The organism is Halopseudomonas salina, assembly GCF_008641105.1.
On sequence record NZ_VTTI01000005.1, the window covers coordinates 1 to 12,810 of the forward strand.

A 12,810-nucleotide genomic window follows, 5' to 3' on the forward strand; every position below is an offset into this window, starting at 1 on the left:
GGGGACGAGTAATACGGCCAACATAGGTGTTACCTATGTGGCCGGTTTGTGGTGTTACCTATGTGACCGGCTCAACAGGGGGAGGCTTTGGCTTTGGCTTGGCTTGGATTGGATTGGATTGGATTGGTTTGGTTTGGTTTGGTTTGATTTGGTTTGGTTTGGTTTGGTTTGAAGCTTGAAGCTTGAAGCTTGAAGCTTGCCGCTTGCGGCTTCCCCTAGATCGGCGGGATGTTGAGGTCGAAGCGCGGCAGCCGGTCGCCCATGCTGTCGGCGCGCGGTGGTATGTGCAGTTCATACACTACGTCATCGCCCTCAAGACTCTGCAGATGTATATCGAAGCCCCATAACCGGTGCAGATGGCGCAGCATCTTGCTGGTGCTTTCACCCAGGGGTTTGCCGTCATGTCGCTGGTGGTGAAGGGTCAAAGAACGATCACCGCGCCGGTCGACCGACCATACCTGGATGTTGGGTTCACGGTTGCCCAGGTTGTACTGTGCGGCCAGATGCTGGCGCACAGCGCGATAGCCGCTGTCGTCATGAATTGCAGCTACTTCCAGATGATCGTCTATTTCGTCATCGGTGATCGCGAACAGTTTCATATCACGGATCACTTTGGGCGACAGAAACTGCAGAATAAAGCTCTCGTCCTTGAAGGTACGCATGGCGAACTTGAGGGTCTCCAGCCAGTCACTGCCCGCTATGTCAGGAAACCAGCGTCGATCCTCCTCGGTGGGATTTTCGCAAATGCGGCGGATGTCGGTCATCATCGCGAAACCCAGCGCATAGGGGTTAATACCGCTGTACCACTGGCTATCGAATGGAGGCTGATAGATCACACTGGTGTGCGATTGTAGAAACTCCATAATGAAGCCTTCGTTTACCTTGCCCTCGTCATACAGATGGTTGAGCAGGGTGTAATGCCAGAAAGTTGCCCAGCCCTCGTTCATCACCTGGGTCTGACGCTGCGGGTAGAAGTACTGCGCCACCTTGCGCACGATACGCACAATCTCGCGCTGCCATGGCTCCAGCAGTGGTGCATTCTTTTCAATAAAATAGAGTAGATTTTCCTGAGGTTCGCTCGGGTAGCGTGGTTCTTCATGTTGACGCTGCTGGGCTTCGGCGGACACAGGTATGGTGCGCCACAGATCGTTGACCTGGCGCTGCAGGTGCTCTTCGCGTTCCTGCTGGCGTTGACGCTCTTCTTCCGCGGAGATCGGATAGGGCCGCTTGTAGCGATCGACCCCGTAGTTCATCAAGGCATGGCAGGAGTCGAGGATATCTTCTACTGCATCGATGCCATGACGCTCCTCGCATTCATTGATGTAGTGCCGGGCAAAGACCAGGTAGTCGATGATCGCGCTGGCATCAGTCCAGCTGCGGAACAGGTAGTTGCCCTTGAAGAAGGAGTTGTGGCCATAACAGGCGTGGGCGATGACCAGCGCCTGCATGGGCATGCTGTTCTCTTCCATCAGGTAGGCAATGCAGGGGTCTGAGTTGATCACAATCTCGTAGGCCAGGCCCATCTGGCCGCGCTTGTAATTTTTTTCGGTGTGCAGAAAATGCTTGCCATAGGACCAGTGGTGATAGCCCAGAGGCATCCCGACTGAGGCATAGGCGTCCATCATCTGCTCGGCGGTGATGACCTCGATCTGATTCGGGTAGGTATCCAGCCCATACACGTCGCGGGCGATACGGCCGATCTCCCGGTCGTATTCGCGGATCAGGTCGAACGTCCATTCCGAGCCCGTGGAAATGAATTGCCGGGTCATGTGGCCATCCTTTTCTGGAAAAGTTTGCGGAATACCGGATAGATATCGTTGGTGTCCACGATCTGCTGCTGGGCAAAGCCGTCAGGGAAGTGTGCGGCGACCTGCTCGTACTCGTACCAGAGTGCCTGGTGCTCGCGCGGGGTGATTTCAACATAACAGTAATACTGCATGGCCGGCATGATCTTGCGGATCAGTAGCTCGCGGCAGATCGGCGAGTCGTCGTTCCAGTTATCGCCATCGGAGGCCTGGGCGCAATATATGTTCCATTCATTGGGGGAGTAGCGCTGCTCGACGATTTCCTGCATCAGCCGCAGCGCACTGGAAACGATGGTGCCACCGGTTTCCCGGGAGTAGAAAAATTCCTCCTCGTCGACCTCCTTGGCGCTTGTGTGATGGCGGATGAAGACGACCTCGATACGCTCGTAATTGCGCTGCAGGAACATGTACAAAAGAATATAAAAACGTTTGGCCAGGTCTTTGGTGGCCTGGGTCATTGAGCCTGAGACGTCCATCAGACAGAACATCACGGCCTTGGAGCTAGGGCTGGGTTGCTGGGAGATCAGGTTGTAGCGCAGATCGAAAGTGTCCAGAAACGGGATGCGATCGATACGCTGGCGCAGCTGTCCGATTTCCTCTTCGAGCAGGCGTATGTCGGTGAAATTGTCAGGCTGCTCCAGTTTGAGTTGTTCTAGTTCCAGTGTTGCCTCGCGCAGTCGCGATCGGCTGCCGCCACTGAGGGCGATACGCCGGGCATGGGCCGAGCGCATGGAGCGCACTATATTTATCCGCGAAGGGTTGCCCTGGCTGCTGATGCCGGCACGCACGGGCTTGAAGGTATCGGTGCCGACCAGATGTCGCTTGACCAGGTTCGGCAGTGCCAGGTCCTCGAACATGAAGTCGAGAAACTCTTCCTGGGTAATCTGGAAGACAAACTCGTCCATGCCTTCGCCATTATCGCCGGCTTGGCTGCCGCCCCCTCCGCCCCCTCCACCTTCCGGGCGGGGGATGCGATCTCCCATGCTGAACTCACGGTTGCCGGGATGCACTCCGGTATTGCGTCCACCGCGGCCATGGTGAAAGATCGGCTCGTCGATATCGCGGCCGGGGATGCTGATCTGCTCGCCATGCTCAAGATCGGTGATCGACCGTCGCCCGACCGCTTCCTCGACCGCTTTCTTGATATGGGTCTTGTAACGGCGCAGGAACCGCTGACGGTTCACCGTGCTCTTGTTTTTGCCGTTCAGGCGTCGGTCAATCACATAGCTCATGGGCCCTCCAGTTCAAGCTGCAAGCCGCAAGCTGCAAGCTTGAAGCTGGCCTTGCTGAATTCTGACACTGATGTCTGCCTGCGCCTCCGAGGCATCTTTTCGCTTGAAGCTTGCGGCTTGAAGCTTGCCGCTCGCTTTTTACTGGGCTTTGCGCACCCGCAGATACCATTCCGACAGCAGACGTACCTGTTTCTCGGTATAGCCGCGCTCGATCATGCGGCTGACGAAATCGCCGTGTTTCTTCTGGTCTTCCTTGGAGGCCTTGGCGTTGAAGCTGATGACCGGTAGCAGGTCTTCGGTGTTGGAGAACATCTTCTTCTCGATCACCATGCGCAGCTTCTCGTAGGACAGCCACGAGGGGTTGCGTCCGTTGTTCTGGGCTCGGGCGCGGAGCATGAAGTTGACTATCTCGTTACGGAAGTCCTTCGGATTGCTGATACCCGCGGGCTTTTCGATTTTTTCCAGCTCCTCGTTGAGTGCCATACGATTGAGAATCTCGCCGGTATCGGGGTCGCGGTACTCCTGATCCTGGATCCAGAAATCGGCATACATCACGTAACGATCGAAGATGTTCTGTCCGTATTCGCTGTAGGACTCCAGATAGGCGGTCTGGATTTCCTTGCCGATGAAGTCTACGTAGCGTGGCGCCAGGTATTCCTTGATGAAGCGCAGATATCGTTCGCTCACCTCGTTGGTAAACTGCTCCTGTTCGATCTGCTGCTCCAGAACATAGAGCAGGTGCACCGGGTTGGCTGCGACCTCGGTATTGTCGTAGTTGAATACGCGGGACAGAATCTTGAACGCAAAACGTGTCGACAGGCCGTTCATGCCTTCGTCCACACCGGCGTTGTCACGGTATTCCTGGATCGACTTGGCCTTGGGATCGGTATCCTTGAGGTTCTCGCCGTCATACACCCGCATTTTGGAATAGACGTTGGAGTTTTCCGGCTCCTTGAGGCGCGACAGTACGGTGAACTGGGCCAGCATCTTCAACGTGTCCGGCGCACAGTGGGCGTGGGCCAGCGAGCTCGTGGTCAGCAGTTTCTGGTAGATCTGGATTTCGTCACTGACGCGCAGGCAGTAGGGCACCTTGACGATGTAGATCCGGTCGATGAAGGCCTCGTTGTTCTTGTTGTTGCGGAAGGTGTGCCACTCGGACTCGTTGGAGTGGGCGAGGATCACGCCGTTGAACGGGATCGCACCCAGCCCCTCTGTGCTGTTGTAGTTACCCTCCTGGGTGGCGGTCAGCAGCGGATGCAGTACCTTGATCGGAGCCTTGAACATCTCCACGAATTCCATCAGGCCCTGGTTGGCCCGGCAAAGTGCGCCTGAGTAGCTGTAGGCGTCGGGGTCGTTCTGCGGGAACTCCTCAAGCTTGCGGATATCCACCTTGCCCACCAGTGCGGATATATCCTGGTTGTTCTCGTCACCCGGCTCGGTCTTGGCGATCGCAACCTGCTGCAGGATCGAGGGGTACAGTTTGACCACGCGGAACTGGCTGATGTCACCGTTGAACTCGTGCAGCCGCTTGACCGCCCAGGGCGACATGATGCTGTTCACGTAGCGGCGTGGAATGCCGTAGTCCTCCTCCAGAATGGCGCCGTCCTCCTCGGGGCTGAACAGACCAAGCGGCGACTCGAAGACCGGCGAGCCCTTGATGGCATAGAACGGCACCTGCTGCATCAGTGCCTTGAGCTTTTCGGCGAGCGAGGATTTGCCGCCACCAACCGGGCCCAGCAAGTAAAGAATCTGTTTGCGCTCTTCCAGGCCCTGGGCTGCATGACGGAAGAAGGAGACGATATGCTCGATCGCATCCTCCATCCCGTGGAAATCGGCAAAGGCAGGATAGCGTTTGATGATCTTGTTGGAAAAAATCCGCGACAGGCGTGGATCCAGCGAGGTGTCGATCAGCTCCGGCTCGCCGATCGCCTTGAGTAGACGCTCCGACGCCGTGGCATAGGTCAAGGGGTCTGCCTTGCACAGGTCGAGATACTCCTGCAGGCTGAATTCTTCCTGCCGGGTGGTTTCAAAGCGGTTCTGGAAATGGCTGAATATGCTCATGACTCGACCTCGCTAGAGCTGGAATGAGGTCTGTGGCTTCCGGGAGGTAGCCAGCCTGACGGCCGGTAGAGGGCGACGGTATAAAATGAAGCATGAATCCCCCCAGCACCAACGCAACAGGCATGGTCGGGGAGTCTGTCGAATCGGCTAGCTGGCGAGGTAGTTGCCAGAAGTGACCCGGCAGGCTCCCGTTTTGGCGGAAGCCGGCAGACCGGCTTTCAATTAATGATTGCCTTGATCACAGAATAGTTGGTTTGCTCGTAGCTGACATCGATAAATTGGAAAAAATTGTAATACCCGCCAAACATCAGGCCTCGGGATCTGGTCGGGAAATATTATCCGGGAACTGATGGCTCCAGAGTTCATAACCGCCGTCAAGGCTGAACACACGGGCAAAGCCGAGGTCAGCAAAATAGGCCGCCGCCGATTGGCTGGAATTGCCGTGATAGCAACAGACGATGAGCGGTTGTTCTCGGTCTGCAGCTGCCACAAAAGCGGGCAGGGAATTGTTGTCCAGGTGTTTGGCGCCGCCAATATGGCCAGCAGCAAAACTCTGCGGATCACGGATATCAACCACGGCGGCACCCTGGCCGATCAATTGTCTGGCCGGTTGCGGTCCGATGCGCTCAAATTCACTCATTGTTCAATCTCCACAATCGCTCTGGTGGCGCTCGCCGGTGTCCAGGTTCATCAAGGTCATGCAGTTGCCCCATACGCAGCCGCTGTCCAGGGCATGTATGCCCGGGATACCGCTCTTGGCCTCCAATGCAGCCCAGTGCCCGAAAACGACCTGAATATCCGGGTCCTTGCGGGGGTAACTGAACCAGGGAGCAAAGCCATTGGGGGCCGTGTCCTGGCCTTCCTTGGTTTTCAGATCTAGGGTGCCGTCGGCCTTGCAGAAGCGCATGCGCGTCAGGTAATTGGTAATGCTTCGCAGGCGCTCTATGCCGGTCAGGGCGGCCGACCAGCAGTCCGGCTGGTTGCCGTACATGTGCTTCAGGAACTCGCTGGAGTCGGATTTGGAGCGTAACACCGCCTCTACTTCTGCAGCATGGACCATAGCCTGAGCGACCGTCCATATGGGCGGAATCCCGGCGTGAGCCATAAAAAATCCGCGCGTGGCATCGAAGTGAGCCAGCGGGCGCTGGCGCAAATTATCCAGCAACTGAACGCGGTCATCTGCTTTCAGGATGGAGAGCAGGGTGTCTGAATTGCGCAATCGGGTGGCGTCGTGGGCCGTTGCCAGCAGATGCAGGTCGTGATTGCCCAGCACCGCAATGCAAGCGCCGCCCAGACTATCAAGAAACCTCAGAGTGCCAAGAGAATCCGGGCCGCGATTGACCAGGTCGCCGACTGACCACAGGGTGTCGCGTGACGGATTGAAGTCGACTCTTTCCAGCAGGGTCTTCAAGGGTCCGAGGCAACCCTGGAGGTCGCCGACAGCGTAGGTTGTCATGCAATGGGCCTGTATGGTGCGCCAATGGGCTTCAGTTAAGGGCGTTGGGTTTGGCCAGCCTGAATAGCGCAATGGGTGCCTGGAAGCTGTGGCCATCTGTGGCGCGCATGCCGTAGCTGCCCTCCATCGAGCCGACCGGTGTCTCCAGCAGGCAACCACTTGTGTAAGTGTAGGTGGCAGATGGTTCAATCAACGGTTGCTCGCCGATGACGCCGGGTCCTTTGACCTCCTGGACCTTGCCGTTGCCATCGATGATCTTCCAGTGCCGGTCCAGCAATTGTGCCGGTACATTGCCACTGTTGCGGATGTGGATAGTGTAAGCAAAAGCATACCGGCTGGCGTGTGGATCGGACTGTTCGCTAAGATACCGGGTGTCGACGCTAATGCTGATGTCGTAGACAGGTGAGCCGCTCATGCCTGGGCATCCTCTGTGGCTTGCCGCGCCAGACGGTTGGCCAGGCGAACAAAGCCTGCCAGGTCAACCTGCTCGGGTCGCAGGGTGGGGTCCAGATCTTCGGCAATGATGTCTGCTTCGCTCAGCAGGGGCTTGAGCGTGTTGCGCAGCGTCTTGCGGCGCTGATTGAAAGCCTCTCTCACTACCAGTTCCAGCATGGCCGGATCCTCGGCAGGGTGTGGTAACTGTGCATGAGGGGTGAGGCGCACGATTGCCGAATCGACCTTGGGTGCTGGCTTGAAAGCACCGGGACCGACGTCGAAAAGATGCTCAACCTGGCAGTGGTACTGCACCATGATCCCCAAGCGTCCGTAATGATTCATGCCCGCACCAGCGGCAAGGCGTTGAACCACCTCTTTTTGCAGCATGAAGTGCATGTCGCCTATGCAGTCGGACTGCTTGAGAAGGTGAAACATCAGCGGGGTAGATATGTTGTAGGGCAGGTTGCCGACCACGCGGAGCTTTTCCCCGGCTGGCGCCAACTGGCTGAAATCGAACTTGAGGGCATCGCCCTTGTGCAGCTCAAAGCGTGTGTTGGCGCCAAAGCGGGCAAGCAGTAAAGGGTGCAGGTCGTGATCGAGCTCTACCACATCAAGCCGGGCGCCACTTTCAAGCAACCCTTCGGTAATCGCGCCCTGACCAGGGCCGATTTCCACAAGGTGTTGCCCCTCCCGGGGCGCCACGGCGCGCAGGATATTATTGATGACGCCTGGATCGTGTAGAAAGTTCTGACCGAAGCGTTTGCGAGCCCGGTGTGGTGCAAAATCGCTCATGCGGCCTCCCTTGCTTCGATCATCGTGATCGCCGTGTCCAGGGCAACCCGAAGGCTGCCTGGATTGGCTTTGCCGCTGCCGGCGAGATCGAGTGCGGTGCCGTGGTCGACCGAGGTGCGGATGATCGGCATGCCCAGAGTGATGTTCACCGCGTTGCCAAAGCCCATATGCTTGAGCACAGGCAGGCCCTGGTCGTGGTACATGGCGAGTACCGCATCGGCACGCTCCAGGTGCTTGGGCGTAAATAAAGTGTCTGCTGGCAAGGGGCCTTCCAGATGCATGCCCTGGGCGCGTAAACGCTCCAGAACGGGAATGAGGGTATCAATTTCTTCGCGGCCCATATGGCCGCCTTCGCCCGCGTGGGGGTTCAGACCACAAACCAGTATGCGCGGTTCCGCGATACCGAATTTGTTTTTCAGGTCGGCGTGGAGGATGTGCAGAACACGCTCGAGCAAAGACTGATCAATGGCGTCAGCCACCTCCCGCAACGGCAGGTGAGTTGTAGCCAATGCGACTCGAAGGCCGGGGCAGGCGAGCATCATCACCACCTGTGTGCTACCTGTCTGAGCGGCAAAAAACTCGGTATGGCCAGAAAACACCACGCCGGCGTCATTGATTACACCCTTATGCACCGGCGCGGTGACTACTGCGGCAAACTGACCGTCCAGACAGCCGCGGCCTGCGAGCTCCAGCGTGCTCAGTACATAGGTAGCATTGGCCGGGTTGAGGACGCCGGGCTGACAGGTCTCGGGCATTTTTACCGGCAGCACACTCAGTTGACCTGCAGCCTGTGGCTGGGGCAGGGCATCTGGATCAAAGGGCTTGAACTGGACGTTCAGGCCCAGCATGCGCGCGCGCTCAGCCAGCAGGCCAGGGTCGGCAATCACCACGCGCTCATGGGGGCAAGCCTGCATGGCTAGCATCAGACACAGATCGGGGCCGATGCCCGCGGGTTCGCCAGGCGTCAATGCTATGGCTTTGCAGGTCACTAGATGAGGATCTCGACATAGGCTTCGTCGCGAATTTCCATCAACCAGGTCTGCAACTCCGAGTCATACTTTCGTTCCTGCAACAGATTGGCTGCCTGCTGCTTGCGCATATCGTCAGTCATATCGACGCTGCGCTTACCCTCGACCTGCAGGATATGCCAGCCAAACTGGGATTCGAAGGGGCGAGAAACCTGACCCTCTTCGATAGAGGTCATGACTTCGCGGAATTCGGTCACCATTGTTTCGGGCATTACCCAGTCCAGCGAGCCGCCGTTAAGGGCTGAGCCTGGATCCTCGGAGAAGCCGCGAGCCAGTTTGGCAAAGGATTCGCCCGCCTGGATGCGCTCGTACAGGCGCTGCGACAATTTTGCGGTTTCTTCGGGGCTGCGGATTTCGCTTGGTTTGACCAATATGTGGCGAACGCTATATTCCTCGACCAGTTGCTCGCTTGCGCCGCGCTTGTCCTGGACCTGCAGAATGTGGAAGCCCACTGGTGAGCGCAGTGGCTCGGTCACTTCGCCGGGGTCCAGCGGGGCTATCGCACTGGCGAATGGGCCGGGTATTTCACTCGTCTTGCGCCAGCCAAGCTCACCACCTTCTAAAGCGGTATCGTCAGTGGAGCGGCTGACTGCCAGGGAGCTGAAATCAGCACCTTCGCGCAGCTCCTGATATATCTCTGCAGCCGTTTCGCCAATGCTCTGCACTTCGTCCTGGCTGGCACCCTCGGGTACCGGCAGTACGATCATCGCTAGACGATACTCGGGGGCAGTCTGCATCCGGCCGGCTTCGGAGTTGAGAAAATTGCGTATCTCCTGCTCGCTCACCTGAATGCGCTCGGCCACCCGACGTTGACGTACGCGGTTGATGATCATTTCACGGCGGATCTGCTCGCGGGCCTGTTCGTAGCTGATGCCGTCACGCTCGAGGGCAGCACGAAACTCCTCGATGGTAACGCCATTTCGCGCGGCCAATTGCTGCATGGTCTGGTTGAGGCTGGCATCGTCAATACGAATGCCGGCCCGCTCACCCATTTGCAGTTGAATGCTTTCGAGCACTAGCCGGTCGATAACCTGCTCGCGAAGGACGTCCTCTGGAGGCATCTGGACGCCACCCTGCTGCAGCTGGTCGCGAACGGCGGCCATGCGTTCAGTCACCTGGCTGGCCATCACCACGTCGTTATCGACAATGGCGGCTACGCGGTCGAGTGGAACAACCTGAGCCTGCACTGCACTGCTCAGTAAAAAGCTGGCGCACAGGCCGAGGAATGCTGTTTGTAACTTAGAAACCATTGTTTTCACGCTCTCTGTAACCAGGTATGCCTTCATCGAGAAGACTTTCAACACGGTTGCCTGTGACGCTGCCGAGGCCCTTGAGCACAATCTGCAGGAATATGCCGGTATTGCCTGTGTCATTGGCAACGGACTCGCGTTCGTTGTAGTCGAGCCAGTAGCGATTGATGAATCGCAGCTTCCAACAGCAGCTGTCGTATTCAAGACCACCAAAAGCTTCCAGGGTTCTGTCGCCGGCAAAATCATGCTGCCAACGTCCGATCACGCTCCATTGTGGGTTCAGCGGCCACATGAACGACAGGTCGGATTGATCGATCCGTTGATCCAGGTCGCTCAGGAAGTTACCGGTAAGAGAGTCAAAAGTATTGATTCGATTGCGGTAACGGTAGCCTGCGTTGAATACCTTTCCGTTGCCGGGCTGATAGTTCGCGATCAGACTGCCTGCGCCGTTCCTGCTGTTGTCCGGGTCCCATAAAACGTTGCCGCGCACGCGCCATGCCTGGTTGATCCGGTACATGGCTTCGGCGGCATAAGCTGATGACGACTCTGTTTCGTCCTCTGCCGAGGTGCCCTGATTGTCGAGTAGTTGAACACGACGGTCCTCGAAATAAAAGACCTGGCCCAGGCTGGCACGGGCACGTTCCAGACCATTTGTTTCCAGGGCTCGGCTGGTCACGCCGAGGGCCAGCTGGTTGGCATCACCGGTACGGTCATTGCCGCTGAAGCGGTCATCGCGGAACAGCGAATTATAGCTGAAGGTATTCGCGTTGGTATCAAACAGCGGCTGATCGCTCTGGTCCTTGTAGGGGGCATAAAGGTAGAACGCCCGGGGTTCCAGGGTTTGACGCAGGCTATTGCCGAACCAGCTGGTGTCGCGGTCGAAGTACAGGCCCGCGTCCAGACTGGCTACCGGAATGGTGCTGGAAGGGTTGGTATCAGCGCCGTCGTAATCGAACGGGTCAGCGGCTCGATCATCAAATTCCAGGTCGTAATACACTGACTGCACACGCGCGCCAGGGGTTACAAAAGCCCAGCTGTTGCGCCACGGGTAGCTGATGGCCGGGCTGACGCTGACACGATGCCCCGTCGCACGTTGCAGGCCAACCAGGTTTTCATCCGGCTCGGCAAAGGTAATGCCGTCCTCACCGGTAATGGTGCCGTTCTCCAGATCCCGGTCGAAGTAGCTGTACTCTGCGCGGTAATCGAGCTTGAAGCCGGAGCCGGCAAGATAGTTACTGCCATTCAGGCGCAACTGCGGGAGCCGCTGGTAAGGCGTGAGTGAGGCAATGGTGGCCAGCTCGTAGGCGTGCAGGGTGCCACGCAGGCTCCAGCTGTCGCCGCGGTAGGTGACAGCCGCTCTCTGATTGACGAAGGTGCCACTGCGGGTGTCCAGGGAGCTGTTCAGATCCTGGAAGTAAAACGGATCGCTGATGTTGGTGTAGTCGACCTCGGTCACGATTCTGCTGGCCAAACCGCCCTCATGGTTGACGCCGTAGAGCCAGCGGTTCTCGTCGTACTCGCGGTCATCCAGAAAGCTGGCGCTGAGCACCGTTAGCTCGTCCGGACGCATGTAGCGGAAGTCGCCTTCCATTTGCAGTCCGCGACGGGACATCAGCCGCGGGTAGAGGGTCGCGTCATAGTTGGGCGCTAGGTTGAAATAATAGGGCGTGACCAGTTCGGTGCCGTTGTCCGTGGAGTTGCTCATGCTGGGCGCCAGCAAACCGGTCTGGCGGCGGTCATCCAGTGGGAAATACAGATATGGCGTATAGAATACCGGCACATCCTTGACCCGCAGGGTCACGTGCCTTGCTTCACCCCAGCCTTTTTCCCGATCCAGCTCGATGTCATCGCTGTGCAAAGCCCAGGTATTTTCCCCCGGCTCACAGGTGGTATAGGTGCCTTCGGTCAGCACGATCACGGCATCATCGCGGCGCATCAGCTTGGCTGCAGTGCCCCGGGCACGCGCGTCGTGGACTACATAGTTTACCTGGTCGATGCGTGCTTCACCGCTATCAATCTGCATGCTTGCCTTGTCACCGGTGACCAGAACGCCCTGATCGCGCAAGCGCACGTTGCCGTCTAGCAGGATCTGGTTGTTCGGCTGGTCAAAGCTGGCGAGATTGGACTGCGCCTGCAGGCGACCCTGGCTCAGCAGAACGTCGCCCTCCAGCGTGCCGGTCTGGGTGCCCTGTTCAAAGCGACTGGAGTCAGCGCTGGCGTAGATCGGCAACTGGTCGAACGGAGTGGCATCATCACGCCCTTCCCGGGGCGGCTCCACGTAGGCTCCACCGCAGTAGGAGGCAATCTGGGCACGCTGCTCGTCGTTGAGCTGGTCGCGGGGGACCCAGTCCATCTCGGCGGCGGGCAGGGACGCCGAGCGTGCCGGCCTTGCAGGGGCCGTTTGCACGACTGCTTCACGGCGGTCCTGTGTGGGCTCGGGTGCGGGGTCTGCTACGGTGGGCCTGACTGGTCGCGGCGGCAGGTTGGCTGGCGCGGCTGTGGGCTCGCAGCTCCAGCCGGTGCCATCGGCACTGGGGCGACAATCGACCTGTGTATTGGCCAGACTGGTCAGGGGCTGAGTTATCAGCAGACCGCTGACCAGCAGCAGGGGGAAAGCGGGACGAAACGGAGGAGTTCGGTTGGCCATATTGTAGTTATCCGGGCTTCCAGTCGGTTGTTGCGCGCGACGGCTTGTGCGTGGTGAATGCAATATGCATGCTGCGTGTATCCAGCAAGATAAGGGATAATAAA

General features: G+C 58.1%; 10 protein-coding genes. All 10 read right to left on the reverse strand.

The genetic code is table 11. The features are described 5' to 3' along the window. Positions 1-215 precede the first annotated feature (215 nt). Complete coding sequence (locus tag FZF01_RS09335; RefSeq protein WP_150277899.1) at positions 216-1,769, reverse strand: SpoVR family protein; 1,554 nt, start codon at positions 1,767-1,769, stop codon at positions 216-218. Continuing rightward, positions 1,766-3,037, reverse strand: a complete 1,272-nt coding sequence (locus tag FZF01_RS09340) for a YeaH/YhbH family protein (protein ID WP_150277900.1) — start codon at positions 3,035-3,037, stop codon at positions 1,766-1,768. Before FZF01_RS09340 ends, FZF01_RS09335 begins: the two co-directional genes overlap by 4 nt. 138 nt (positions 3,038-3,175) lie before the next feature. Next, the gene (locus FZF01_RS09345) at positions 3,176-5,098 is read right to left on the reverse strand and encodes a PrkA family serine protein kinase (protein WP_150277901.1); all 1,923 of its coding nucleotides are present in this window, start codon (positions 5,096-5,098) and stop codon (positions 3,176-3,178) included. A gap of 307 nt (positions 5,099-5,405) precedes the next feature. Further along, positions 5,406-5,738, reverse strand: a complete 333-nt coding sequence (gene glpE / locus FZF01_RS09350; RefSeq protein ID WP_150277902.1) for a thiosulfate sulfurtransferase GlpE — start codon at positions 5,736-5,738, stop codon at positions 5,406-5,408. A 3-nt stretch (positions 5,739-5,741) separates the two neighbouring features. After that, positions 5,742-6,554 carry a symmetrical bis(5'-nucleosyl)-tetraphosphatase gene (locus FZF01_RS09355; RefSeq protein ID WP_150277903.1) on the reverse strand — a complete coding sequence of 271 codons (813 nt, stop codon included), beginning with the start codon at positions 6,552-6,554 and terminating at the stop codon, positions 5,742-5,744. Positions 6,555-6,585: 31 nt separating this feature from the next. Then, positions 6,586-6,969 (reverse strand): Co2+/Mg2+ efflux protein ApaG, encoded by a 384-nt coding sequence (apaG, locus tag FZF01_RS09360; RefSeq protein WP_150277904.1) that lies wholly within the window; start codon positions 6,967-6,969, stop codon positions 6,586-6,588. Next, positions 6,966-7,781: a 16S rRNA (adenine(1518)-N(6)/adenine(1519)-N(6))-dimethyltransferase RsmA gene (rsmA, locus tag FZF01_RS09365; RefSeq protein WP_150277905.1), complete on the reverse strand. Its 816-nt coding sequence runs from the start codon at positions 7,779-7,781 to the stop codon at positions 6,966-6,968. Before rsmA ends, apaG begins: the two co-directional genes overlap by 4 nt. Beyond that, entirely contained in the window at positions 7,778-8,770 is a 993-nt protein-coding gene (pdxA, locus tag FZF01_RS09370) for a 4-hydroxythreonine-4-phosphate dehydrogenase PdxA (protein ID WP_150277906.1), read from the reverse strand. Before pdxA ends, rsmA begins: the two co-directional genes overlap by 4 nt. Beyond that, complete coding sequence (locus FZF01_RS09375; RefSeq protein ID WP_223825463.1) at positions 8,770-10,059, reverse strand: peptidylprolyl isomerase; 1,290 nt, start codon at positions 10,057-10,059, stop codon at positions 8,770-8,772. Before FZF01_RS09375 ends, pdxA begins: the two co-directional genes overlap by 1 nt. Further along, positions 10,049-12,706: an LPS-assembly protein LptD gene (gene lptD, locus FZF01_RS09380; RefSeq protein ID WP_150277908.1), complete on the reverse strand. Its 2,658-nt coding sequence runs from the start codon at positions 12,704-12,706 to the stop codon at positions 10,049-10,051. Before lptD ends, FZF01_RS09375 begins: the two co-directional genes overlap by 11 nt. Positions 12,707-12,810: the final 104 nt, after the last annotated feature.